A 25,708-nucleotide genomic window follows, 5' to 3' on the forward strand; every position below is an offset into this window, starting at 1 on the left:
CGCTCTTCGTAGGAGCGAGCTTGCTCGCGAACCGCATGACGCCTTAGCGCCAAGCGAAACCTCGTTCGCGAGCAAGCTCGCTCCTACAGATAGCCCCCACCGCGACAAACAGGTACGAAGCATGCGCCTGATCAACCGAACCCCCGACCGCAGCGGCCGCCTGTTCCTCGTGCTGCTGCCCTTCGCCCTGCTGCTGTTCGCCTACTTCGCGGGCTCCACCTCGCGGCTGGCGGAGAACCCCAACGACAAGCTGCTGCCCAGCGCCGCGCAGATGGCCGACGCGGTGAACCGCCTGGCTTTCAGCGAAGACAAGCGCACCGGCGAAGTGCTGTTCTGGCAGGACACCGGCGCCAGCCTGCAACGCCTCGGCATGGGCCTGGGCATCGCCGCCCTGCTCGGCCTGGTGCTGGGCATTGCCGCCGGCAGCGTGCCGCTGTTCGGCGCGCCGCTGTCGCCGCTGCTCACTGTGCTGTCGATGATTCCGCCGCTGGCGATCCTGCCGGTGCTGTTCATCGTCTTCGGCCTCGGCGAGTTGTCCAAGGTGGTGCTGATCGTCATCGGCGTCGCCCCCTGCATCGCCCGTGACATCGAACAGCGCGCGAGGGAAATCCCCCGCGAACTGCTGATCAAGGCGCAAACCCTGGGCGCCAGCACCTGGACGCTGATCCTGCGCGTGGTGCTGCCGCAACTGATGCCGCGCCTGCTCATTTCCCTGCGCCTGATGCTCGGCTCGGCCTGGCTGTTCCTCATCGCCGCCGAAGCCATCGCCTCTACCGACGGCCTGGGCTACCGCATCTTCCTCGTGCGCCGCTATCTGGCCATGGACGTGATACTGCCCTACGTGGTGTGGATCACCGCCCTGGCCTGGCTGATGGACTACGGCCTGCGCCTGCTCACCCGGCGTGCCTTCCCCTGGTACGAAGGAGGCAAGGCATGAGCTTCATCTCCGTGAAGAACGTCTGGCAGGAATACGACGGCAACGTGGTGCTCGAACGCCTCAATCTCGATGTGAAGGAAGGCGAGTTCTGCACCCTGGTCGGCGCCTCCGGCTGCGGCAAGTCCACCTTCCTGCGCCTGCTGCTCGGCCAGGAGCGCCCCAGCCGTGGCGAGCTGCTGCTCGAAGGCCAACCGCTGCCGGGCGAGCCCGACCCGAGCCGTGGCGTGGTGTTCCAGCGTTACTCGGTATTCCCGCACTTGTCCGTGCTCGACAACGTCGCCCTCGGCCTCGAACTGCCGCGTTCGCCGCTGCTCGGCCGGCTGTTCGGCAACGCCAAGCGCGAGGCTCGCGAACAGGCTGCCGCCCTGCTCGAACGCGTCGGCCTCGGCCATGCGCTTAAGCAGTATCCGAGCGCCCTGTCCGGCGGCATGCAGCAACGCCTGGCCATCGCCCAGGCACTGGTGATGAAGCCGCGCGTGCTGCTGCTCGACGAACCCTTCGGCGCGCTCGACCCCGGCATCCGCAAGGACATGCACGCCCTGCTGCTGGAGCTGTGGCAGGAAACCCGGCTCACCGTGTTTATGGTCACCCACGACCTCGCCGAGGGCTTCAGCCTGGGCACTCGCCTGCTGGTCTTCGACAAGGTTCGCCATGACCCGCAGGCACCCACCGCCTACGGCGCCCGCATCACCTACGACATCCCGCTCAACGCCGACCGCAAGGCCGCCCGCGCCGCCCTGCCCGAACCGCTTGCCGCGCGCCTGGAAACGGCCGCCGCCCCGCTGATCACGCCGGCCTACTAAGGAGCCCGCCATGAACGAATTGCGCACCACCCTCTACGAAGAAACCGTCCCCGGCGGCGGCCATACCTCCTTCGTCCTCAAGCGCGGCCAGGTGCTGCGCCTGACTGACATCGAAGGCGGCGGCAACGTCAGCCTGCTGCTGTTCAACGCCGTCGAGAAAAGCGAGCGGCTGAACCTGCCCGACAGCCTCAAATGCCAGCACACCGCCAAGCTCACCGCCGGCCACTGCCTGTACTCGGACATGGGCCGCGTGCTCGCCGCCATCACCGCCGACAGCTGCGGCTGGCACGACAGCTTTGGCGGCGTGCTGAACGCCGCCGAAGTGCAGGAGAAATACGGCGCGGGCCGCTACCAGGAACTGCGCAACGGCTTCCATCGCAACGGCGTGGACAACCTGCTGGTGGAGATGGGCAAGTGGAACATGCGCCTGCAGGACCTGCTGATGTGCCTGAACCTGTTCAGCCGCGTGGACGTCGATGCCGACGGCTGCTTCCGCTTCGCCCAGGGCAATTCCAAGGCCGGCGACTACGTCGAGCTCTACGCACCGATGGACACGCTGGTAGTGCTCACCGCCCTGCAACACCCGCTGGACCCGAACCCGCAGTACGCACCCAAGCCCATCGGCCTGACCTGGCAGCAGGTTGCCGGCGACGGCATCAGCGTGCTCTGCCGCACGTCCCGCCCGGAGAACGGTCGCGGCTTCCACAACACCGAACGCCAGTACCTGTAAGGAGCGCGAGCATGCCCATCGTCCCCAGCGACAAACACCCTGAAGCCTGCGTCTCGCGCACCCTGATCCCGGCCGGCGAACCCAGCCTGACTGAATTGAAAGCCGGGCAGACCCTGCGCATCCTCGACCTGGAAGGCAACCAGGCAGTGGACACGCTGTTCTTCAGCGCCGCCAACCCGCGCGAGCGCTACGACGTGCAACGCACCCTGCGCAAGCAGGGGCAGGTCTACCTCAGCGCCGGCAGCGTGCTGTATTCCAACCTCGGCAAGCCGATGCTGAGCATCGTCGCCGACACCTGCGGCCGCCACGACACCCTCGGCGGCGCTTGCGCCCAGGAAAGCAACACCGTGCGCTACGCCCTGGACAAGCGCTACATGCACAGCTGCCGCGACAACTTCCTGCGCGCCAGCCTGCACGACGGCCGCCTGGGCAAGGCCGACATCAGCCACAACATCAACTTCTTCATGAACGTTCCGGTCACCGCCGAGGGCGGCCTGACCTTCGAGGACGGCATCTCCGCTGCCGGCAAGTACGTCGAGCTGCTCGCGCACATGGACGTCATCGTCCTGATCTCCAACTGCCCGCAGCTCAACAACCCCTGCAACGGCTGGAACCCGACGCCGGCGGAGTTGCTGGTATGGGACTGAAGCGGCTGCAAGCGGCAGGCGGAAAGCTGCAAGCGCTGCGGCGCTGGCTCTTCTCGCTCAGCCAGAGCCGGAGTGGCCAGTGCAGCCCGACGCTGCGGACAGCTCCCTCTCCCTTCAGGGAGAGGGCGGGGGGAGAGGGAACGTCCAGCTCCGTAGCCAACAGCCCCTCTCCCCAACCCTCTCCCTGAAGGGAGAGGGTGCAGTACGCAGCAGGGTCCAGGCCCCGGCAGTGGACGACCACCGCCCGACATAAACTCGACAGGACGACCTGTCCCGCATGGGGAAACCTCCATGTTCGACAAACTGCTCATCGCCAACCGCGGCGCCATCGCCTGCCGCATCCTGCGCACGCTCAATGAACTGAACGTGGGCGGCGTCGCCGTGTACTCCGAAGCCGATGCCGCCAGCCTGCACATCCAGCAGGCCGCCCAGGCCATCAGCCTCGGCGAAGGCCCGGCCTCCAGCACCTATCTGGTCGTGGAGAAAATCCTCGCCGCCGCCCGCGACAGCGGCGCCCAGGCGATCCACCCCGGCTACGGCTTCCTCTCGGAAAACGCTGCCTTCGCCGAAGCCTGCGAAGCCGCCGGCATCGCCTTTGTCGGCCCGACGCCGGAGCAGCTGCGCGTGTTCGGCCTCAAGCACACTGCCCGCGCGCTGGCCCGCGAGCAGGGCGTGCCGATGCTCGAAGGCACGGACCTACTGCCCGACCTTGAAGCCGCGTTGCTCGCCGGTGAGGAAGTCGGCTACCCGGTGATGCTGAAAAGCACCGCCGGCGGTGGCGGCATCGGCATGCGCGTGTGTCGCTCGGCGGACGAACTGCGCGACGCCTTCGACGCGGTGAAACGCCTGGGGCAGAACAACTTCAGCGACTCGGGCGTATTCATCGAGAAGTACATCGAGCGCGCCCGCCACTTGGAAGTGCAGGTATTCGGCGACGGCCAGGGCGAAGTGATCGCCCTCGGCGTGCGCGACTGCTCGGTACAGCGGCGCAACCAGAAGGTGCTGGAAGAAACCCCGGCGCCCAACCTGCCCTCTGGCATGGCCGATGCCCTCTGCGCGGCGGCGATCCAGTTGGCGAAAGCCGTCAGCTACCGCAGCGCCGGCACCGTGGAGTTCGTCTACGACAGCGACGCGCAGCGCTTCTACTTCCTCGAAGTGAACACCCGCCTGCAGGTCGAGCACGGCGTCACCGAACAGGTCTGGGGCGTCGACCTGGTGCGCTGGATGATCGAGCTGGCCGCCGGCGACCTGCCGCCGCTGGCCGACCTCATCGCCGGGCTCAAGCCCAGCGGCCACGCCATCCAGGCGCGCCTCTATGCGGAAGACCCGGGCCGCGACTTCCAACCCTGCCCCGGGCTGCTCACCGCCGTGCAGTTCCCGCCGGCGGACGGCAAGGCGCTGCGCATCGATACCTGGGTCGAAGCCGGCTGCGAGATCCCGCCCTACTTCGACCCGATGATCGCCAAGCTCATCGCCTGGGCGCCGACCCGCGAACTGGCCAGCGCCGGCCTCGATCGCGCGCTGGCCGACAGCCTGCTGTACGGCGTGGAATGCAACCGCGACTACCTGCGGCAGATCATCAAGGACGCGCCCTTCGCCAGCGGCTCGCCCTGGACGCGCTGCCTGGAAGGCCTGCGCTACCGTGCCCACACATTTGAAGTGCTGAGTGCCGGCACCCAGACCAGCGTGCAGGACTACCCCGGTCGCCTCGGCTACTGGGCCGTGGGCGTACCGCCATCGGGGCCGATGGACGATCGCGCGCTGCGCCTGGGCAATACCCTGCTGGGCAACCCCGAAGGCGCCGCCGCGCTGGAAATCACCATGAGCGGCCCGACCCTGCGCTTCAACACCGACGCGGTGGTAAGCGTCACCGGCGCGCCGCTGCCGATCAACCTGGATGGCACCGAGCAGCCGATGGACACCGCACTGTTCGTCGCCGCCGGCTCGACCCTGAGCCTGGGCACCGTGAGCGGCGCCGGCGCGCGCAGCTACCTGTGCCTGCGTGGCGGCTTGAACGTGCCGGACTACCTGGGCAGCAAGAGCACCTTCACCCTCGGCCAGTTCGGCGGCCACGGCGGCCGCGCCCTGCGCGCCGGCGACGTGCTGCATCTCGACGCACTGGCAGACGCACGCCACGGTGAATGCCTGCCGGCGGAACTACGCACCGACCTCCCGGCCGAGCGCAGCATCCGCGTGATCTACGGTCCCCACGGCGCGCCGGAGTACTTCACCCCGGCCTACATCGACACCTTCTTCGCCACCAACTGGGAAGTGCACTTCAATTCCAGCCGCACCGGCGTCCGCCTGATCGGCCCGAAACCGGAATGGGTGCGCGAGAGCGGCGGCGAGGCCGGCCTGCATCCGTCCAACATCCACGACAACCCCTACGCCATCGGCGCCGTGGACTTCACCGGCGACATGCCGGTGATCCTCGGCCCGGACGGCCCAAGCCTGGGCGGCTTCGTCTGCCCGGTGACGGTGATCGAGGCCGACCTCTGGCAGCTCGGCCAGCTAAAGGCGGGGGACAAGGTTCGCTTCCTGCCGGTGGATATCGCTACCGCCCGCAGATTGACGCAGTTCTGTAGGAGCGAGCTTGCTCGCGAACGCTTTATGCCGGAAGTTCTGGAGTTGGGCGGGTTCGCGAGCAAGGGCTGGGGCGCCCCCCTCGTTCCTACACAGGCAAAGCCCAGCATCGGCGCAGCCGATTTCCCCTCACCCCAGCCCTCTCCCGTGGGGAGAGGGGGCCGTTCGGCATTGCCGGCGGGCACAGTGTTCTCCGATGGCACGGACGGCGCCCTCTCCCTCCGGGAGAGGGCGGGGGGTGAGGGCAGCCCAAGCATCGCGCTCACCTCCCCCATCGTCCTCGACCTCGGCCAGGACGACACCCGCCTGGTCGCACGCCTCTCCGGCGACACCCACCTGCTGCTGGAAATCGGCGAGCCCGAGCTGGACCTCGTCCTGCGCTTCCGCGGCCACGCCCTGATGCAGGCGCTGGAAGCCAAGAACCTCGACGGCGTGATCGACCTCACCCCCGGCATCCGCACACTGCAGGTGCACTACCAGCCGGAAACCCTGTCGCTGGAGGCCTTGCTGGAAACCGTCGCTGGCCTCTGGGACGCCGTGTGCGCCGCCCAGGACCTCAAGGTGCCGTCGCGCATCGTCCACCTGCCGCTGTCCTGGGACGACCCGGCCTGCCAATTGGCCATCGAGAAGTACATGACCACCGTGCGCAAGGACGCGCCCTGGTGCCCGAGCAACCTGGAGTTCATCCGCCGCATCAACGAACTGCCGGACCTGGAGGCGGTGTACCGCACCGTTTTCGAGGCCAGCTACCTGGTAATGGGCCTGGGTGACGTCTACCTCGGCGCGCCGGTGGCCACGCCGCTGGACCCGCGCCACCGCCTGGTGACCACCAAGTACAACCCGGCGCGCACCTGGACCGCGGAAAACTCCGTGGGCATCGGCGGCGCCTACATGTGCGTCTACGGCATGGAAGGCCCCGGCGGCTACCAGTTCGTAGGCCGCACCCTGCAGATGTGGAACCGCTATCGCGAAGTCGCCGCATTCGACGGCAAACCCTGGCTGCTGCGCTTCTTCGACCAGATTCGCTTCTACCCGGTCTCGGCGGACGAACTGCTGCGCATCCGCCGCGACTTCCCGCTGGGCCGCTATCTGCTGCGCATCGAGGAAAGCGAACTGCGCCTGGCCGACTACCAGCAATTCCTCGCCGAGGAAGCCGACAGCATCGCTGCGTTCCGCCGCCACCAGCGCGCCGCCTTCGACGCCGAGCGCCAGCGCTGGATCACCTCCGGCCAGGCGCACTTCGAGAGCGAGGAAGCCGCCGTTGACACCGGCGAAGACGCCCCGCTCGGCGCTGGCCAACATGCCGTCGAAAGCCACATCGCCGGCAACCTCTGGCAGGTGCAGGTGGAAGCCGGCGCCAGCGTGAAAGCCGGCGACATCCTGGTGATCCTCGAATCCATGAAGATGGAAATCCCCCTCACCGCTCCGCGCGACGGCGTAGTGCGCGAGGTCCGTGTGCAGCCCGGTTCGCCGGTGCGCGCCGGGCAACGGGTGGTGGTGATGGAGGAGGCGTGACGCGACCTGAAAAGCGCCCTCTCCCCAACCCTCTCCCGCAAGCGGGAGAGGGGGCCGTTCCGAGCAGGGCGAAATATCCGATTCATCCTGAATCCACAGCCCTGCCTGTGGATTGAACTCGACACTACGGCGGACTGCTCTTCCCCCTCTCCCTTCAGGGAGAGGGCCGGGGAGAGGGTATCCACCCAGCACAGGAACCCCAACCATGCCCAATACCTTCGACCTCCGCCTGACCACCCTGCGCACCGCCTACCGCGAAGGCCGCGCCACGCCGCGCCAGTTGATCGCCGAACTGCGCAACAAGGCCGCCGCGTTGAACCCGGACTACCACCTGTTCATCCACCTGCTGAGCCTGGAAGCACTGGAGCCCTACCTGGCCGCGCTGGATGAGAAATCGCCGGACAGCCTGCCGCTCTACGGCATCCCCTTCGCCATCAAGGACAACATCGACCTCGCGGGCATCCCCACCACCGCCGCCTGCCCGGCGTTCGCCTACACGCCGGAAACCTCAGCGACGCTGGTGCAGCAACTGATCGATCTGGGCGCCATCCCGCTGGGCAAGACCAACCTCGACCAGTTCGCCACCGGCCTCAACGGCACCCGCTCGCCCTATGGCGAATGCCGCAACAGCGTGCTGCCCGAGTACCCGTCGGGCGGCTCCAGCGCCGGTTCCTCGCTGGCCGTGGCGCTGGGCGTGGCGAGCTTCGCCCTGGGCACCGACACCGCCGGCTCCGGCCGCGTGCCGGCGGCACTCAACGGCCTGCTCGGGCTCAAGCCGAGCAAGGGGCTGCTGTCCAACCATGGTCTGGTGCCGGCCTGCCGCACCCTGGACTGCATCACCTACTTCACCGCCAGCGCCGCCGAGGCCAGCGAGTTGCTGGCCCTCACCGCCCGGCTCGACCCGCAGGACGGCTACAGCCGCGCAAACCCGGCGTGGAACGACGCCAGCGCCTTCGGTGCACCCAAGCCTTTCCGCTTCGGTGTCCCCCGTGCCGATCAACTGGAATTCTTCGGCTGCCACGAAGGCCCGATGCTGTTCACCGATGCCCTGGACCAGCTCAAGGCCCTGGGAGGCGAGCCGCAGGAAATCGACTTCGCGCCCTTCCTCGAAGCCGCGCGCCTGCTCTACGAAGGCCCCTGGGTCGCCGAGCGCTACAGCGTGGCGGGCGAGCTGATCGAGCGCGACCCACAAGCGGTGCTGCCAGTGATCCGCGACGTACTGGCGAAAGCTCCCGGCACCACCGCCGTGCAGGCGTTCCGCGCGCAGTACCGGTTGCAGGAACTCAAGGCACAGTGCGATGCGATCCTCGCCGACCTCGACTGCGTGCTCACCCCCACCATCGGCCGCCCGGTGACGCTGGACGAGTTGCACGCCGAACCGGTGAAGCGCAATTCCGACCTGGGCTACTACACCAACTTCATGAACCTGCTGGACTACGCCGCCGTCGCGGTGCCCAGCGCGATCATGGGCAACGGCCTGCCCTGGGGCGTGACCCTGTTCGGCCGCGCCTTCACCGACCAGTATCTGCTCGGCGTGGCCGACGCGCTGCAGCGTCGGCACAACCTGCCGCTTACTGGCAGCAACGCAATCGCTCCGGCCTCTTCGGCCAACGTCGCGCGCAACGACCGCGCGCGCCTGGTCGTCTGCGGCGCGCACCTGGACGGCCTGGCGCTGAACTGGCAACTGCGCCAGCGCGGCGCGCGCCTGCTGCGCGCCACCCGAAGCGCCCCGGCTTACAAGCTCTACGCCCTCGCCGGCGGCCCGCCGCTGCGCCCCGGCATGCTGCGGGTGGCCGAAGGCGGCGTGGCCATCGAGGTGGAAGTCTGGGAACTGCCGAGTGCCGAACTGGGCTCCTTCCTCACCGGCATCCCGGCACCGCTCGGGTTGGGCAAGGTGCAGCTGGAGGATGGCAGCTGGGAGACCGGCTTTATCTGCGACGCCTGGGGCCTGGAAGGCGCCGAGGACATCAGCCGCTTCGGCGGATGGCGCGCGTGGTTGGCCAGCCGAACCTGAGTGCGCGCTTCCGGAAAGGAGTGTCCCCCGCCGGGTGGGGCATCGGTTACCCGTAGGGCGTATAACGCGCCAGCGTTATACGCCGCGCAATTTCCGGCGGATAACCTGTTCCAGGTTATTCGCCCTACGCTTCCTGCGCCCCACATGGATGAGGGAATGAAGAATCCCGTGGGGAACGGGATTGGCCTCGCGAACAACCTCTGCAACGGAGACTGGTTCGCGAGCAAGCTCGCTCCTACAGATACTGCTGCATCTTCGGCGTGTGGGCGGATAGCGGGTCGCGAACGCCACGCGCTCTGCGTCACCGGCGTCTGACCATGGAACCCCGCCGCGCCACGAGCTAGAGTCCCAGCATCACCCGCCGCAAGGACCGGTCATGCCCGACCTCAGCCACCAGCAGGCGCAGCACCGCGTCAACGATATCCTGGCCTTCGACCGCGAGTTGCGCCGCCTGCGCGACGAAGGCGCCCTCGTTCTCGACAACACCCAGCAAGAGCGCCTGCACGAGCACCAGCAACGCCTGCTCGCCGACTACCGGGCACGCTTCGACATCGACCGCGACAGCCAGGACCATCGCCTGTCCCTGGGCATGCGCATCGCCTCCTTCCTCGGCGCGCTGGCCCTGGCCGCCAGCCTGTTCTTCCTCTTCTACCAGTTCTGGGGCCTGTTCGGCGAAAGCGTGCAGGTCGTCATCCTCATCGCCGCCTCGCTGATCAGCCTGCTGCTGACCCTCGTGCTGCAACGCCGCGACGCCTCCGGCTACTTCGCCAAGCTCGGCGCCATGCTGGCCTTCGCCTGCTTCGTGCTGAACGTTGTTATGGTCGGGCAGATATTCAATATCACCCCGTCCGACAAGGCCCTGCTGCCCTGGGCCGCCTATGCCCTGCTGCTGGCCTACACCTGCAACACACGCCTGCTGCTGGCCGCTGCGCTGATCTGCGTGATGGGCTACGTCGCCGCGCGGATCGGCAGTTGGAGCGGCGTGTACTGGCTGGACGTGGGCGAGCGCCCGGAGAACTTCTTCCCCGCTGCACTGCTGATCTTCCTCGTCCCCTCGTTCATCGCGCAGCAGCGCTTCGACGGTTTCGCGGCGATCTACCGGGTATTCGGCCTGCTCGGGCTGTTCCTGCCGATGCTGGTGCTGGCCAACTGGGGCGGCGGCAGCTACCTGCCACTGGGTTATGCATCGGTGGAAAACCTCTACCAGTTGCTCGGCTTCGTGGCCTCGGCGCTCGTCATCTGGCTCGGCGCGCGGCGCGAATGGCCGGAAGTGGTGAACACCGGGCTGACCTTCTTCGTGATCTTCCTCTTCACCAAGTTCTTCGACTGGTGGTGGGAGGTCATGCCCAAGTACCTGTTCTTCCTCGTACTGGGTCTGTGCGCGGTGCTGATCCTGCTGGTCCTGCGTCGCCTGCGCCGCGCCCACGGCCTGCTGGGAGCCCGCCCATGAACTGGACACGTACTCACGCACTGGCCAGCGGCGTCGGCCTGATCCTGCTGGTGAACGCCGTCGCCCTGGGCGGCGTTGCCTGGAACCGCTCCGGCGAGCCGGACAGCGTGCTGCCGCTCAGCCAGCGCGAGCTGCTGCGCAATAGCGACTGGTACAAGGAAAACAGCGGCCTGAGCCTGCGCTTGCGCTGGCGCACGCCCAGCCGCGACGAAGAGGCGCGGCAACACAACCGCGGCTGGCAGCCCTCCCTCGACGGCCAGAAGATGGCCGAGCTGGGCTTCGCCATGCCCGCGCAGGTCGACGACGACAGCGCCCGGCGCTTCGGCCGCCAGCAATCGCGTGACGCTCTGCTGGTGCTGGAGCTCAACGGCCCGCTTCACGAGCGCGAAGTGCAGCTGACCCGCAAGCGTCTCGACGCGGCTCGCCAGGCCGCCGATGCCGCACCGCAGAATGCCCGTCTGGCGGACGAGCGCGACTTCATCCGCCGCGAACTGGATAGCGAGGAAAAGACCGACACCCGCCTGCTGCTCAAGGACGTCGGCCTGGACCTGCAGACGTTGCGAGCCCGGTATCCCGATCGCCAGCGCTACCTTATCGTCCACGGCCATGTACGCCCCGTATCCAACTACTACCAGCACATCTGGACCCTCGGCGGCACCGCCAGCTCCATCGGCACCGACAGCCTCAACGTGCCGTACCAGTGGCGCGAGCGCCTGGACCAGATCACCGCGCAGCCTCAGCGGGCAGCGGACGGCCGCGCCCAGCCCTTCGTCGCCGAAGTCGCCTTCGGCCAGCGCCTGGAGCCGTGGATCCAGCGCATCGACATGCCCTGACCGGCCCCCGCCGCGCCGATCCGAATCCGCTTGCGCGATGCGGGTCGGCGCTGCACCCTGTGCGCCCGTCTCACCGCCATTTCCTGCCCTGACCGGCCATGAACGACGTCACTCCCGATCCCAGCCGCTGCCCGCTCTGCGGCCAGTCCAACCGCTGCACCCAGGCCGACCCGGCGCTGGAAGGCCAGCCGTGCTGGTGCTTCAGCACGCGCATTGAGCGCAACGCACTGGAGCGCATCCCGCCCGAGCTGGTCGACCGTGCCTGCCTTTGCCCGCGCTGTGCTGCCGGGCTGAAGGACGATGAGACTGCCTGATGCGTCTGGACCGTTTCATCGCCAACCTGCCCCACCTGAACCGCCAGCAAGCCCGGCAATTGCTTGCCGAAGGCCGCCTGCGCGTCGATGGCCAGGTGGTACGCGATGGTCGCCATGAAGTGCGCGAGTTCTCCCGCGTGGAGCTGGACGATGACCTGCTGCAGGCCGGCAAGCCAGCGCGCTACTTCATGCTGCACAAGCCCGCCGGCTGCGTCAGCGCCACCCGCGATGCCGAGCACCGCACCGTGCTCGACCTGCTCGACGAACCGGACAAGCATGAACTGCATATCGGCGGCCGCCTGGACTACAACACCACCGGCCTGCTGCTCATCACCAACGACGGGCAATGGTCGCGGCGCATGACGCTGCCGGGACGCAAGCTGCCCAAGGTCTATTACGTCGAGACCGAGAACCCGATCGAGGAGTGCTACATCCAGACCTTCGAGCAGGGCCTGTACTTCGCCTTCGAGGACCTCACCACCCTGCCCGCCCAGCTGGAAATCCTCGACACTCGCGCCGCGCGCTTGACCCTGCTCGAAGGCCGCTACCACCAGGTGAAGCGCATGTTCGGCCACTTCCAGAACAAGGTGATGCGCCTGCACCGCGAGAGCATGGGCAGCCTCCTGCTCGACCCGGCCCTGCAACCCGGTGAGTACCGCGCGCTGACTGCGCAGGAAATCGCCGAGCTCGGCTGAACCGCCCTTTGTAGGAGCGAGCTTGCTCGCGAACAATCCTGCCGGCGAGCACAGCGTCCGGGCGGTTCGCGAGCAAGCTCGCTCCTACAAATCGTGCCCCTCCATACATTCAGAAGAGTCCTACGCAAACCATTCAGCCCGGCAGTTTGCAGCCTTCACCGCCGCTTGGCTAAGCTCCCTGCCATGCCCGCGCTGCAAGGAAAGGTGATGAAGAAACTGTCGGTTGCCCTGCTGATCGCCCTGAGCGCCAGCGTCGCCTTCGCCAACCCGAGCAAGCCCTCGCCGCTCTCGGACCTGCAGGCCGCGCTGAAGACCCTCAAGCCCGGCCAGTTCCTCTGGTATCCGGAGATTTCCCCGGCGGGCCCGGTCACCCTGGTGGTCAGCCTCACCGAGCAGCGCGCCTACGTGTACCGCAACGGTATCGCCATCGGCGTAGCCACGGTGAGCACCGGCAAGAAGGGCAAGGAAACCCCCACCGGCGTGTTCTCCATCCTGCAGAAGAAGGTCGAATACCACTCCGACCTCTACAACAGCGCGCCCATGCCCTACATGCAGCGCCTGACCTGGGATGGCATCGCTCTGCACGCTGGCAACCTGCCCGGCTACCCGGCCTCCCACGGTTGCATCCGCCTGCCGATGGCGTTCGCCAAAAAGCTCTACGAAGTCACCGGCTTCACCTCCACCACCGTGATCATCTCCGACGCCAAGAGCTCGCCCGTGGAGGTCTACCACCCCGGCCTGCTCGCGCCCATCGTCAGCGATGGGCGCGCCGCCGGCCCGCATGACGACAGCGGCATGGTGGTACCGTTCTGGAGCGATCCCGGCGCGGAGAAGGGACCGGTCTCCGTGCTGGTCAGCCGCGCCGACCGCCGCCTCTACGTCTACCGTGGGGGCCTGCAGATCGGCACCGCACCGGTAGCCTTCGAGCACCCGGAAGAACGGACCGGCGTCGCCGCCTTCTCCCTCATGGAAAAGCCCTCGCAGTCCGAAATCGACAGCGAGAACCCCAACCTGCGCTGGACCAGCGTGCAGGTCAGCGACCCGCAGCGAGGCCTGTCGCCCGCCGAGCAGCTGGGCAAATTCAGTCTGGACCGCGAATTCCTGCGCAACCTGCTGGCCAGCATGGACGTGGGCAGCACCCTGGTGATCACCGACCTGCCATCTACCCGCGACATGCGCAGCAACCCGGACTTCACCGTGATCACCACCAACGACCGCAAGGCCGAGCAGAAACCGGTCAAGAACCAGAGCGTGGAATAGCAGGATGAGCCGGAGCGACGTCGAAGCGCTCCGGATTTCCCCTACAACCTCTTCATCGTTTCCCTGCCCCCATCGCCATCCGCCCAAGCCACACTTCCAGCCCTCACCTGCGGACAGACGGCCTCAAGTTGGCCGTGCAAGCAGCCGAAGAATCTCGAAACACAAAGAGTCAAGGCGCCTGTCCGAGGTGAGTTCCTTTCGTCTTAACGTCCCGCAGACCGGTGCCCCGCGGCGATTTCTTGCACTGGAAAGTTCGTAATTACCGACGGGCGGAACCATACTTGATTAAAAAACAAACACATCGCTGGTCAAAAATCACGCACAATGCGGCGTTTCCCAGAAAAAACCATATCGATTCAACGGGAATGTTGTATTCATGCTGACTTTCTTGAAGTTACGGGGGTTCTTCCGGATTTCGCTCGCCAGTGCCGCGCTCTTCGCGATCGGTAGCTGGCAGACCGCGTCCGCTGCTGCCCTGCCAACGGCCGAGGACCTGCACCGCCTCGCGCCGGCGACCAATACCGAGACCCTGCGCCTGGCGCTCAGTGCGCTGCAGTGCGCCAGCACCCAGTTGGGCGGCCAGAACCGCCTGCTGACGGTGATCGATTACTCCAAGCCATCCCGCGACAAGCGCCTCTGGGTCTTCGACCTGAAGCAGCGCAAACTGCTCTTCGAGGAGTGGGTCGCCCATGGCAAGAAAAGTGGCGACGACATGGCCACCTCCTTCTCCAATCGCCCGGAAAGCTTCCAGTCCTCCATCGGCCTGTACCAGACCGGTCAGACCTACAGCGGCAAGCACGGTCGATCCCTGCGCCTGCTGGGCCTGGAGCCTGGCTTCAACGACAACAGCGAAGAACGCGCCATCGTCATGCACGCCGCCGCCTACGCCGACCCGAAGGTCGTCCCCGGCCTCGGCCGCCTTGGCCGCAGCCTCGGCTGCCCGGCGGTGCGCCCGCAAGTGGCGCAGAAGCTCATCGATACGGTGAAGAACGGCAGCTACGTGTTCGCCTACTACCCGCAGCAGCAATACCTGAAGACCTCGCAGTTCCTCGCCGGGCAAAGCTGCACCGTGGCGAAGAACCCGCAGATCAATCGCTACGCCACCAACCTCGCCAGGCGCTGATCGCTGCTCGTCCCCTGAACGCAAACCGCCGGCTGTTGCCGGCGGTTTGCATTTGGATTGCCCCCTTCCAGTCCCTGGGCTAGCATCGCACCAGGTTAGTTCACCAAGTTGGCTAACCTGACGATCATCGAGGCTCAGCCATGACTACCGATATTGATATCGTGAACATTCACGATGCCAAGACCAACCTTTCTCGCTTGGTCGACCTTGCCAGCAAGGGGCATCCCTTCATCATCGCCAAAGCTGGCAAACCATTGGTGAAAGTCGAGGCCATCGGCGACAAGCCGAAAAAAGTCATCGGCGCGCTCAAGGGTATCTACCCCGCCGTAGACGACATCGACGCCTCTTTTGCTGACGACATCGCCAACCTATTCAGCGGCGACTCCTGTTGATGCGCCTGTTGCTGGATACCCACATCCTGCTCTGGGTATTGACCGATGACCCGCGGCTGCCCGCCGAGATCAGATCGCTCATCCTGTCTGAAACCGCCGATCTGTTCTTCAGCGCCGCCAGCATCTGGGAAATATCGATCAAGAGCACGCTGAAACGCGCGGACTTTCCCTACGATCCCAGCATCGTGCGCAAAGCACTGCTGGATAATGGTTACGCCGAGCTACCGATCACCGGCGAGCATTCGATCTTCGTCGGTTCGCTGCCCATGCTGCATGCCGATCCTTTCGATCGCATGCTGGTCGCTCAGGCCAACGTGGAGGGCATGCTGCTGATCACCCACGACAGCAAGCTCATCGCCTATCCGGGGCCGATACGCAAGATCTGACTCCCAACCCACTAGGCCTTAACCCCCTCCAGGATTTCCAGGATCGCGCGCACGTCCACCGCATCCATCTGCTCGGGCTGGAGGAAGCGCTCGCCGTACTCTCGGTAGACCCCCTGGCTGATGAACAGCCGGAACAGGTCGGCGTCGATGTGCTGGTCGCGGGCCATGAAGGCGAGGATCTTCAGTGACTCGGACAATGTCTTCGGCGCCTTGTAGGGACGATCGGCGGCAGTCAGCGCCTCGAAGATATCGGCAATCGCCATCACCCGCTCCGGAATGCTCATCTGCTCACGGGACAGTTTGCGCGGATAACCGGTGCCATCCATCTTCTCGTGGTGGTTGGCGGCAATGGTCGGCACACGACGCAAATGACGCGGCAGCGGCAGGGTGGTGAGCATCATCAGGGTCTGGACGATGTGTTCGTTGATCTTGAAACGCTCCTCCTCGGTCAGCGTGCCACGGCGAATACCCAGGTTGTACAGCTCGCCGTAATTGCTCGCGTAAGGCGGCAAGCGCATGTCGAAGCCCCAGATATTTCGCGGGTCGTCCTTCACCACCGGCGGCTTGCGCTCGCCCCAGGGCACGCGGTGTTCGGGCTTGTCGGCGAGGAGGAACTCCTCCGCCGGCAGCGGCCGCTCGGGCCGCCCCTGCAGCCGCTCGGCCTCGTCGTGGGAGATGCCCAGGCGATCGTCGAAGTAGCGCAACCAACGGCGCTCGCCGATCTGCCTGAGCCGCTCAATATCCTCGTCCTTCATGAACTCGCCGCCGACGTTGGCCTGGGCGACGAAGGCGTAATCCTCGCGCAAAGCCTCATGCAGGGCGTCGCGGCGCGCGGCCAGCAGACCAATGTCGTTGCCTGCAGCTATGCCACGCCAGTAGTCCAGCTCGATGTCGCGCCAGACCACTTCGAAACGCGTGCGCACCTCGTGCAGGCGGTTGTACAGCGTTTCCAGCTTGGTCGCCTTGTCCACCACGTACTCGGGACTGGTGACCTTGCCGCAGTCGTGCAGCCAGGCGGCGATCTGGAACTCGTAGCGTTCCGCATCGCTCATGGTGAAGCCGGCATATTCGCCATCGTGCGAGTCGATGACCTTCTGCAGCAGCAGGTCGGCCAGCTGCGGTACGCGCTCGCAGTGGCCGCCGGTATAGGGGCTCTTGGCGTCGATGGCGTCGGCGAGGAGCTTGATGATCGCATCCAGCAGGCGCTGCTGAGCCTCGATCAATTGGCGGGTCTCGATGGCCACGGCGGCGGCGCCGGAAAGCTCCTCGACGAAGCGTTTGAACGGTTTGCGCGGCTGGAGGCTGTGGGCACCCTCCTCCGCCAGTTGCAGGACCAGGATGCCCAGCAACTCGTCCGAACGATTGCGCAGCGACACCTCCAGGAACTGCCCGCGATTGGCCAGTGCCAGGTCCACCCGTTGGGCCAGTTCCGCCTCGGTAAAGCCCTCGATCAGCATGGACTGCGGGTACTGCTCGCCGTTGACCGTGCAGGCCAGCCGCAGGCGGCACTCTTCGTCCTCCAGCAGGTAGACAGCGCCGCCCATCACGCCGGTGGCCTCCACCAGGCGCGAGAGCACGCCCTCGAGCATGCTTTCCAGACGCGTCTCGCGGCTCAGGGTCAGGGTGATGGCCTGGAAGTTGTGGATGGTGCGCGACATGCTGCCCATGACGCTGCTCAAGTCGCGGACCTCGGCGATCTTGGATTCCACACCCACCGGCCGAGCGAAGTCGAACGCCGCCAGCGCGCCGACCTGATCGGCCAAGGCCGTCAGCGGCCGGGCGATGCGCCGGCCGATGTACCAGCCGATAAGCAGCAGAACCAGCAGCAAGGTGCCGCTCCACAACGCCTGGTTGAACAGCAGTTGGCGGGCGCCGGCCAGCAACTCCACGGCGGGAATCGCGATGAGCACCCGCACTTCGTTGCTGGTGAAGTTCGACAGCGGCACCCAGATGCCATACCAGTCCTCGCCGTTCACCTGATACGACTGCGGCGTACCGGAGGGCACGGAGTTGACGTTCAGTTCGCTCAGGCTGGGCACCTTCAGCTCGTCCAACGTGGCCAGTCGCAGTTGATCGCCTTCACGGACCATCAGCTTGGAGAGGTCCGGATAGGCGATCACCGTGCCCTTGCCGTCCACGACCGCCAACTCGGTGTGGGCAGTCTGGCGCAGGTCGCCCATCTCGCCGCCCAGATCATTCACCGAAGCGTCCATGCCGATCACTGCCGCGCCGTCGACGCTGCGGTGCGCCAGGGTCAGGCCGATCTCGCGGGTGGTGAAGAAGACGTAGGGCTGGGTGAGTACGGTCTTGCTCGTCGCACGCGCCTCCGTGTACCAAGGGCGTTGTCGAGGATCGTACTGGTAATCCGGCCGCTCCTGCACACGCAGCAGCCGCAGTTCGCTGTCGTAGAAACGCCACTCGCCGAGCAGCCCGCCTTGGCCGTTGAGCGTCTGGCTCTGTACCAGGTACTTGGCCGCGTCGGGTGCCTGAAGGGCACGGCGCACCTCGGGTACGCGCAAGGCGCGGATCAGCAGGAACTCGCCATTCGGGTAACCGATGTACACCGCGCTCAGGGTGCGGTTGGCACGCAGGTTCTCGACCAGCATCGGCAGGCGATCGAGGCGCGCCGGCAAGTTGTCCGTCTGCGAGATGGGGTCGTGGGTGAGCAGGCGCAGCGCGCTTTCCGCCGGGTCGATCAGGCGCCGGATGCGCTCGTTGATGGTCGCGCCCAACTGGCTGGCCGATTCCCCGGCCGCCGTCACCAGCGCGCCTTCTACCCCTCGGTAGCCCTGGATCAGCAGGGCCCCCGCCAGCACCAGCATGCTGGCAATGATGGCGCCAGCCACCAGCAGCTGCAGCGGAATACCCCGTTCGAATGCCTTCATCCTTTACCAGCCTCTGTCCGTGGAGCTGTAGCGATAGCCGCTGTCGAGCAGTTCTTCCGCCACGGGTGGCGGCGCATTTTTACGCATGATCCGGGCCAGAGTTCCGTCCAGCCACAGTGTTTCCAGCAGGCGCATCCATTCGGCGCTTTGCGCCGGCGTGAAGCGCTTGCGCGAAAGCATCAGGTTATGGGGGGTCGCCGGCCCGGGGATCACATCTACCACATGAAAGCGCTCCCGTTGGCGACGGTCCTTCACTGCGCCTTCGAGGTTCATCTCATGGCCTATCACGCCTTCCACATTACCGTTGAGCAGCGCGGTGAAGCGGCTGGCGTCGTCCTTGTATTCCACCACCCGACCTTCCGCGCGGAGGATACGCAGCATGCCGTCGATGTAAGGCCCATGGCGGTAGCCGGCAATCACTCCCAGGCGCGCACCGGGCATGTCGTGGAAGGCGTCCAGGCTGTTCATGTCCCCCAGATCGTCGCGCACGATCAACTTGTTGCGCATATAGAGATATGGCAGCAGGTAGGTGTAGGCGCGACGCTGCGGCGTGGCGACGCCACTGGTGCCCATCTGCAGGTCGCCGCTCTCCAGCAATTGCCAGATTTCATCGCGCGGGCGAATCGAGGTCTCGAACTGGCAGCCGGTGCGCCGGGACAGCTCGGCGATCAGGTCGGGGTCGATACCGGCATCGTCATGGAAAAACACCACGTTGCGGGTGTAGGCGATGGCAATCGGTTGCTCACAGCCGTAGCGATCCTCGGCCATGGCTTCCGCACACAGCCATGCGGCCGGGGCCAGGACCAGCAGTTTGCGCAACCGTGGATGAAGTGCCATTGAACCGCTCCGCACGCGGTATCGGCCTCAGGGGGGAGCACGGCGAGATCGCTCGTCTTCGGCGGGGGAGTTACAGCCATCACATGAGTGTAATCCGGCTTCACCAAAGCGCCGGAGAATCGCGCAGAGAAATGTCATTTCGTCGGATTTCGGCAGAACGATGTGACTCAGCCGCCCACTGGCAGTTGCAGGCGCCGGACCACCCTGCTTAACTCTGGCCCAAGCGTGACCAATGAGTCACGCAGCGCAACCAACAATGATTCTCGCGGCAGCTGTTCCCCGAGCCGCACCTTCCCCGCCTGATCAGAAGCCAATCTTCCGCGCCCCCACGGGCTTCGGAACGCTGTCTTTTGGTGTCGTAACCATTTGAAAATCAAGAGATTGTTAACTTTCGTCGAGTGACATGAAGCTGTCACGTCAAGACGCTTTCCTCTGCCTGGGTACTTTCTTCGCATCCGATGGTGGATGCGCACCATGACCTGCGTCTGGAGGAATACGACATGAGGCCGGAAACCGCCGTCGTCGAGATTCAGCAACACCGGGTACACACGGAGTTTCACGCCAACAGGGAAGCGCGGCAGACCATCATCCTGGTCAACGGCTCGCTGGCAACCACCGCCTCCTTCGCGCAAACGGTGAAATACCTGCAACCGCACTTCAACGTGGTCTGCTACGACCAGCCGTACGCGGGCCGGTCGCGGGCCCACAACGACTGCCGTGAGTTCATCACCAAGGAGTACGAGGCGCAGTTGCTGCTCGGCCTGATCGAGCACTACCACGCGGACGTCGTCATGTCCTTCTCCTGGGGCGGCGTCGCCACCCTGCTGGCCCTGGCCGAACGCCCGGCGCGAATCCAGAAGGCGGTGATCAACTCCTTCTCGCCGCTGCTCAACGCCTCGATGCTCGACTACCTTCACCGCGGCCTGGACTACCTCTCCGCGTGCGACCGCACCAACATCGGCAACCTGGTCAACGACACCATCGGTCGCTACCTGCCGCACCTGTTCAAGCGCTACAACTTCCGCCACGTCGCCGGTCTCGACGAGCACGAATACCAGCAGATGCACTTCCACGTCTGCCAGGTACTCAAGCTCAGTGCCGAGAGCTACATGGAGAAGTTTGCCGCCATCGACATCCCGCTGCTGTTCATGAACGGCGAGCTGGACATCTACACCACCCCGGCCGAGGCCAAGCTGTTCCAGCAACTGATCCGCGACTGCGAGTTCCGCACCATCCGCAACGCCGGCCACTTCATCGACGTGGAACACAAGAAGGCCTGGCAGGAAACCCAGGACGCCCTCCTGACCTTCCTCCAACCGCAGCGCCACCCGGTCCTGGCCAACCCCTACCTGCCCAGCAGCCAGGGCGTGCCGATCGCCGCCATGGTGGGCTGATGCAGCCAGCGCACACAGCCGGGGGCCGGCCCCAGACCTTCCGCCCCCGGTTTTTCATTGCGCCACCGTGTTCACGAATGCCATCCACTCGGCACGCCCGACCGCCCAAGGCTTCACTAAGCCCCGCCCTTCTGGTAAAAAGGCACCCCCAAGCGGGCGTCGTATAATGGCATTACCTGAGCTTCCCAAGCTCATGACGAGGGTTCGATTCCCTTCGCCCGCTCCAGAATCCCCAGCAAAAGCCCCCGGCAGCGTGAGTTGCCGGGGGCTTTTGTGCTTTTGGCGCCGCCAAACCGGCTCTTGTAGAATTCTCGGCATCCCTACAGTCCGGATCCTGCTGCATGCCCGTCTCCGCCCCGCACCGGCAATCGCTGTCCTGGCTCCTGCTCACCCTACTCCTTCTATTGGTCCGTCCTGCCTGGGCCGCCCAGGTGGTCGATGCAGCGAGCGTCAGCGCCCGGCCCCTGACGCTGACCACCTATGTCTCCGTCCTCGAAGACCCGACCCGCCGCCTGACGCTGGCAGACGTGCTATCCCCCGAGCAGCAAGCCCGCTTCACGGCCGACCAGCCGCCGGGGAGTTCGTTGGCGATGGGATTTACCCGATCGGCCTTCTGGCTGAAATTGCAGCTGCGTAATTCCAGCGATTCCCCGTTGCAGCGCCTGCTGGTAGTAGAGAACCCCCGCATCTCCCATGTGCAGATGAACATCCTGCAGGCAGATGGCAGCGTCAGGACGATCAACACCGGCAGCGACGTCCCGCAGAGCAACAAGGTCTACCCGAACCGCAACTTCGTCTTTCCGCTGAACCTTCCCGCGCACTCCGAACAGGCGCTGTACCTGCGGGTCGAGTCGAGCATCGGCCTGCTGGTGCCGCTGCAGTTGTGGCCGGTGAAGGCATTCCACGCCTACGAACGCGACGACTACACCGGCAAGGCCTGGTACTTCGGCATCGCCGTGGCGATGATCCTGTTCAACCTGATGCTGCTGTTCGCCCTGCGCGACCCGATCTACCTGCTGTACGTGGTCTTCGTGAGCTGCACGGCCGGGGCGCTGGCGATCAAGAACGGGCTCGCCCCGGACTGGTCGATCTTCGGCGAGCCGCTCAATTCCAACGTGGTCTACTACTCCGGCGTGTCGATGGCCCTGGCCGCGCTGCTGCTGTTCGCCCGCCGGATGATGCAGTTCGAGCGGATACTGCCGCACCTGGACCGGGTACTGCGCTGGATGATCCTGGCCTATCTGCTCAGCCCCGTCGCCTATGCGCTGGCGCTGCCGTATTTCTCCCGCGCCGGCATCCTGCTGAACTTCGCCACGGCGGTGATCCTGCTCATTGGTGCCGGCGTTGCCGCCTTCAAGCGCCAGCGCAGCGCATTCTTCTTCCTCGCGGCCTTCGCGCTGCTGATGTTGGGCGGGGCGATGACCTCGCTGCGCGCCATGGGCATCGTGCCGACCAACCTGTTTACCGTGGACGGCCTGCAACTGGGTTCGGCGATGGAGATGATCGTGCTGGCCTTCGCCCTCGCCGATCGCTTCAACGTCATGCGCCGGGAGAAGGCCAGGGTGCAGGAGGAATTGATCCGTACCCAGCAGCAGCTTGTGGATAACCTGCGCAGCTCCGAGCACGAACTGGAACTGCGCGTCGCCGAGCGCACCGATGAGCTGCGCGAGCTGAACAACCAGTTGGAAGCGATGAGCCTGACCGACGCCCTCACCGGCATTGCCAACCGGCGCCGCTTCGACCAGCTACTGGAACAGGAATGGGGCCACGCACGCCGCTCCGGTGAGTCGCTGGCCCTGGCGATCATCGATGTGGACTGGTTCAAGCGCTACAACGACCATTACGGCCATCCTGCCGGCGACGCCTGCCTCCGCGACATTGCCCGCACGCTGGCAAACACGGTCAACCGCTCCACCGACCTGGTGGCACGCTATGGCGGCGAGGAGTTCGTTTTCCTCGCGCCCATGACAGACCTCGCCGGCGTGCGCGGCATGGCGAACAAGTTGCTGCAAGCGGTAGAGGCGCTAGCCCTGCCCCACGAGCTGTCGCCGCTGGGGCGGGTGAGCGTGAGCGTCGGCGTCGTAGCTGCGATACCGAGTTCAGAATGCTCCGCCGAGATGCTGGTGCAGCAGGCGGATGCGGCGTTGTATGAGGCGAAGAAGCGGGGGCGGAATCAGGTGGAGGGCAATTGAGTTTCCAACCTCAATTTGCCGTCGATGAGTTAGAACAGCTTGCGCACGTTATCCACAGTTTCGCTTACGGGGGAAGTAATGCCCGAAATTGGTCAGGTATGTCCCGCAGACGCCCCAAACTCAGGGTCTGGCAACCGCCCCATAGCAACTTGCTATATCCACCCTCTAAATCTACAATTCCATAGCAATCTGCGATACGGACATCGTCATGCATGTCATCACCCAGAAGCGCATTCGGGAAGCACAGAAAAAATGGCCGCACGCGTCGACCGCGCTGGATGCCTGGTGTCGGCTGATCAGAAAGCTGGAGCCGAGGGACTTTGCAGACATGAAGCAGATTTTCCCGAGCGTGGACAAGGTCGGTGATAAGCACGTATTCGATATTGGCGGCAACAAGCTACGATTGATCGCCACTGTGGATTACACCTTCAAGAAAGTTTTCATCCGGGCCGTTCTCGACCACAAAGAGTACGACCGTAATCAATGGAAGTGAGGTGCACATGAGTGCGCTATTGAAACAGGCTGCTGAGCATTGGCGCTTCGTCGCCCCGCTGCTCACTCCGCCCAAGACCGAGGCCGAGTACGACTCGCTGATTGAAGCGCTGGACGAACTGCTCGACGAGATCGCTGGCGACGAAAGCCACCCTCTCAGTTCGCTGGCCTCACAGGTCGGAGACATGATCGCGGCTTATGATGCCGTGCATTATGCGATTCCCGATGCGCCAGGCCATGAGGTGCTGCGGTTGCTGATGACCGAGCACCAACTGAGCCAGAGCGAACTGCCGGAGATCGGTGCGCAGTCGGTCGTCTCCGAGATTCTCAATGGCAAGCGCAAGCTCAACGTGCGCCACATCCGAGCGCTCAGCGAGCGGTTCAACGTACCGACTGACGTGTTCTTCTGAGTAAAAAAGCCCCAGTAGTTCGGGGCTTTTCATCCAAGGGCAGAATCAGCCGGTCTTCACCCCATCCCTCTCCTTCAGCAACGCCTGAATCACCTGCTCCTGTTCCTCATACCCCCCCTCCCCGATCGACAGATGGCGCACGCGCCCCTGGGCATCGATGAAGTAGTGCGCCGGCCAGTACTGGTTGGCGAAGGCGTTCCAGATGCGGTACTGGTTATCCAGCGCCACGGGATAGTGGATGTCGTGCTGTTTCACCGCTTCGCGAACGTTGGCGGGCACACGTTCGAAGGGGTACTCCGGGGTATGCACACCGATCACCACCAGGCCCTGGTCGGCGTACTTCTTCGCCCAGGCGTTCACATACGGCAGGCTGTGCTGGCAGTTGATGCAGTCGTAGGTCCAGAAGTCGATCAGCACCACCTTGCCGCGCAGGTCGCGCAGGCTCAGTTCGGGGCTGTTGATCCACTCCACCGCGCCTTGCAGTTCGGGAGCCGGGCCGAGGTCGGGCAGGCGTTCGGCGCCGTGGGCCATGTCGCTGGGCATCAGTTGGCTGATCAGCGCCGGTACGCCGTCGATGACCTTGCGTTCCAGGCTGTGCGCCAGCGTGGATGAACTGCCAGAAGCCAGTTGCGCGCTGGTACCGCTGGCGATGCCGACCACGGCCAGCAGGGCGAGCACACCGGTGGCGCGGCGCAGGCCTTCGATGACGGCCATGCGCGGGCGCAGATGCTGCATCAGCCGGCGACCGGCGAAGAGCACGATACCGAGCACGGTGGCACTGCCCAGGCCGTAGGCAAACAGCAGCAGGCTGGTTTGCGCGCTAGGGCCTTGCAGCATGGCGCTGGAGAGAATCAGCCCCAGCACCGGCCCCGCGCAGGGCGCCCACAGCAGGCCGGCGGCAAAGCCCATCACCCACGCGGAGAACGTCGGCGGCATGCGTCGGGCTTCACCGTGCAGACGATCGCCGATCCAGGCCCAGGGGCGCGCCAGCCAGTCGCTGAAGCGCGGCCAGAGCAGCGCCAGTGCAGAGACCGACAGCAGCACCAGCGCAAACCACCGGCCCCATTCGCTGGCGGCAATTACCCAGTTGCTGGAGACGGTCGCCAGGCTCGCCAGCACGGCGAAGCCGCTGGCCAGGCCGAGCAGCGTGACCCAAGGCGACCACGCCGGGCCGCCGGCGCGCTGCAACAACAATGGAAGCACGGGAAGGATGCAGGGGCTGAGCAGGGTCAGCGCCCCGCCGAGAAAGGCGATGAGCAGCATGGAAACCTCGATGGGCCGCCGGCCCGTGGGCTTTTTCTGGAGTGAACAGCGGGAAAAAACGCCGCGGCCATCCGTGGCTGCGGCTCAGGGGAATCAGCCGCCTTCGTTGCAGTCGGTGGCGAACTTGCGGTAGGCCAGGCTGTGCGGCTGGCCGTGGGAATCCAGGTAATCCATGCGGGCGTTGACGATGCCGCAGTCAAAGGGCGACGCCGCCTCTTCCTGGATGGCAACGACCTTCTTCACGTCCAGTTTCTGCCCGTAGTGATACTGCTCAACGGGCTGCGTATCGGCGGCCTGGGCGCCAAAGCTGGCGAAGGCGGCGAGGGAAGCGAAGAGGCAAGCGTTGGCGAGCTGGATGGCTTTCATGGGGTTCTCCTGTCCTGTGTCGGGTTTGGCCGGCGAGGGCTGTGTGCCTCGCCGTTGGTGCCCATTTCACGTTCAGGAGGTATCGGGCTTGTGTCGCGCAGGCCCTTGGTTTGCTGCGCCGGGTATCGGAGGCCGGCCTGGATACAGTGGAATACAAAGCACGGCAGGCAAGCGTGGCGCTGCGCTA

General features: G+C 65.4%; 22 protein-coding genes and 1 tRNA gene. 19 read left to right on the top strand and 4 right to left on the bottom strand.

The features are described 5' to 3' along the window. Nucleotides 1-121 precede the first annotated feature (121 nt). The 14 genes from G4G71_RS26275 to G4G71_RS26340 all read left to right on the top strand — a co-directional run bounded on the left by G4G71_RS26275 (nt 122) and on the right by G4G71_RS26340 (nt 15,682). Nucleotides 122-937, top strand: coding sequence for an ABC transporter permease (locus G4G71_RS26275; RefSeq protein WP_169941421.1), 816 nt, complete (start codon nt 122-124; stop codon nt 935-937). Then, the gene (locus G4G71_RS26280; protein WP_169941423.1) at nt 934-1,740 is read left to right on the top strand and encodes an ABC transporter ATP-binding protein; all 807 of its coding nucleotides are present in this window, start codon (nt 934-936) and stop codon (nt 1,738-1,740) included. Before G4G71_RS26275 ends, G4G71_RS26280 begins: the two co-directional genes overlap by 4 nt. 10 nt (nt 1,741-1,750) lie before the next feature. Continuing rightward, nucleotides 1,751-2,470, top strand: a complete 720-nt coding sequence (locus tag G4G71_RS26285; protein WP_169941425.1) for an urea amidolyase associated protein UAAP1 — start codon at nt 1,751-1,753, stop codon at nt 2,468-2,470. 11 nt (nt 2,471-2,481) lie between these two features. Then, nucleotides 2,482-3,117 (top strand): urea amidolyase associated protein UAAP2, encoded by a 636-nt coding sequence (locus tag G4G71_RS26290; protein ID WP_169941427.1) that lies wholly within the window; start codon nt 2,482-2,484, stop codon nt 3,115-3,117. 291 nt (nt 3,118-3,408) lie between these two features. After that, the gene (locus G4G71_RS26295; RefSeq protein ID WP_169941429.1) at nt 3,409-7,215 is read left to right on the top strand and encodes a 5-oxoprolinase/urea amidolyase family protein; all 3,807 of its coding nucleotides are present in this window, start codon (nt 3,409-3,411) and stop codon (nt 7,213-7,215) included. A 205-nt stretch (nt 7,216-7,420) separates the two neighbouring features. Beyond that, complete coding sequence (gene atzF / locus G4G71_RS26300) at nt 7,421-9,229, top strand: allophanate hydrolase (RefSeq protein ID WP_169941431.1); 1,809 nt, start codon at nt 7,421-7,423, stop codon at nt 9,227-9,229. Nucleotides 9,230-9,605: 376 nt separating this feature from the next. Further along, entirely contained in the window at nt 9,606-10,679 is a 1,074-nt protein-coding gene (locus G4G71_RS26305) for a DUF2157 domain-containing protein (RefSeq protein WP_169941433.1), read from the top strand. Then, complete coding sequence (locus G4G71_RS26310; protein WP_169941435.1) at nt 10,676-11,512, top strand: DUF4824 family protein; 837 nt, start codon at nt 10,676-10,678, stop codon at nt 11,510-11,512. The genes G4G71_RS26305 and G4G71_RS26310 overlap by 4 nt, the downstream gene beginning before the upstream one ends. A gap of 98 nt (nt 11,513-11,610) precedes the next feature. After that, a complete protein-coding gene (locus G4G71_RS26315) occupies nt 11,611-11,826 on the top strand; it encodes a cysteine-rich CWC family protein (RefSeq protein ID WP_169941437.1) in 216 nt (71 codons plus the stop codon). Further along, nucleotides 11,826-12,521, top strand: a complete 696-nt coding sequence (locus G4G71_RS26320) for a pseudouridine synthase (protein WP_169941439.1) — start codon at nt 11,826-11,828, stop codon at nt 12,519-12,521. The genes G4G71_RS26315 and G4G71_RS26320 overlap by 1 nt, the downstream gene beginning before the upstream one ends. A gap of 207 nt (nt 12,522-12,728) precedes the next feature. Next, complete coding sequence (locus tag G4G71_RS26325; RefSeq protein ID WP_169941441.1) at nt 12,729-13,781, top strand: L,D-transpeptidase; 1,053 nt, start codon at nt 12,729-12,731, stop codon at nt 13,779-13,781. Between the two features lie 376 nt (nt 13,782-14,157). Beyond that, nucleotides 14,158-14,904, top strand: a complete 747-nt coding sequence (locus G4G71_RS26330; protein WP_169941443.1) for a murein L,D-transpeptidase catalytic domain family protein — start codon at nt 14,158-14,160, stop codon at nt 14,902-14,904. A gap of 140 nt (nt 14,905-15,044) precedes the next feature. Then, nucleotides 15,045-15,296, top strand: coding sequence for a type II toxin-antitoxin system Phd/YefM family antitoxin (locus G4G71_RS26335; protein WP_037008282.1), 252 nt, complete (start codon nt 15,045-15,047; stop codon nt 15,294-15,296). Then, a complete protein-coding gene (locus G4G71_RS26340) occupies nt 15,296-15,682 on the top strand; it encodes a type II toxin-antitoxin system VapC family toxin (RefSeq protein ID WP_169941445.1) in 387 nt (128 codons plus the stop codon). Before G4G71_RS26335 ends, G4G71_RS26340 begins: the two co-directional genes overlap by 1 nt. 11 nt (nt 15,683-15,693) lie before the next feature. Here G4G71_RS26340 and G4G71_RS26345 read toward each other — a convergent pair whose 3' ends face one another. Together G4G71_RS26345 and G4G71_RS26350 are read right to left on the bottom strand one after the other, a co-directional pair. After that, entirely contained in the window at nt 15,694-18,567 is a 2,874-nt protein-coding gene (locus tag G4G71_RS26345) for an HD domain-containing phosphohydrolase (protein ID WP_169941447.1), read from the bottom strand. Between the two features lie 3 nt (nt 18,568-18,570). Continuing rightward, nucleotides 18,571-19,404 (bottom strand): substrate-binding periplasmic protein, encoded by an 834-nt coding sequence (locus tag G4G71_RS26350; RefSeq protein ID WP_169941449.1) that lies wholly within the window; start codon nt 19,402-19,404, stop codon nt 18,571-18,573. A 500-nt stretch (nt 19,405-19,904) separates the two neighbouring features. On the opposite strand from G4G71_RS26350, the gene G4G71_RS26355 reads away from it, so the two are divergent. The 5 genes from G4G71_RS26355 (at nt 19,905) to G4G71_RS26375 (ending at nt 23,892) form a co-directional block, all read left to right on the top strand. Continuing rightward, nucleotides 19,905-20,798, top strand: a complete 894-nt coding sequence (locus G4G71_RS26355) for an alpha/beta fold hydrolase (protein ID WP_169941451.1) — start codon at nt 19,905-19,907, stop codon at nt 20,796-20,798. A 152-nt stretch (nt 20,799-20,950) separates the two neighbouring features. Beyond that, nucleotides 20,951-21,024: transfer RNA gene (locus G4G71_RS26360), tRNA-Gly, on the top strand. 115 nt (nt 21,025-21,139) lie between these two features. Next, nucleotides 21,140-22,990: a sensor domain-containing diguanylate cyclase gene (locus G4G71_RS26365; protein WP_169941453.1), complete on the top strand. Its 1,851-nt coding sequence runs from the start codon at nt 21,140-21,142 to the stop codon at nt 22,988-22,990. 208 nt (nt 22,991-23,198) lie between these two features. Beyond that, complete coding sequence (locus G4G71_RS26370; RefSeq protein WP_169941455.1) at nt 23,199-23,483, top strand: type II toxin-antitoxin system HigB family toxin; 285 nt, start codon at nt 23,199-23,201, stop codon at nt 23,481-23,483. Between the two features lie 7 nt (nt 23,484-23,490). Continuing rightward, a complete protein-coding gene (locus G4G71_RS26375) occupies nt 23,491-23,892 on the top strand; it encodes a helix-turn-helix domain-containing protein (protein ID WP_169941457.1) in 402 nt (133 codons plus the stop codon). Nucleotides 23,893-23,937: 45 nt separating this feature from the next. Here the strand turns inward: G4G71_RS26375 and G4G71_RS26380 are convergent, their stop codons facing one another. After that, complete coding sequence (locus G4G71_RS26380; RefSeq protein ID WP_169941459.1) at nt 23,938-25,155, bottom strand: cytochrome c biogenesis protein DipZ; 1,218 nt, start codon at nt 25,153-25,155, stop codon at nt 23,938-23,940. Nucleotides 25,156-25,248: 93 nt separating this feature from the next. Beyond that, complete coding sequence (locus tag G4G71_RS26385; RefSeq protein ID WP_024767565.1) at nt 25,249-25,521, bottom strand: DUF2790 domain-containing protein; 273 nt, start codon at nt 25,519-25,521, stop codon at nt 25,249-25,251. Nucleotides 25,522-25,708: the final 187 nt, after the last annotated feature.

This window comes from Pseudomonas multiresinivorans, from assembly GCF_012971725.1.
GTDB lineage: Bacteria > Pseudomonadota > Gammaproteobacteria > Pseudomonadales > Pseudomonadaceae > Pseudomonas > Pseudomonas multiresinivorans.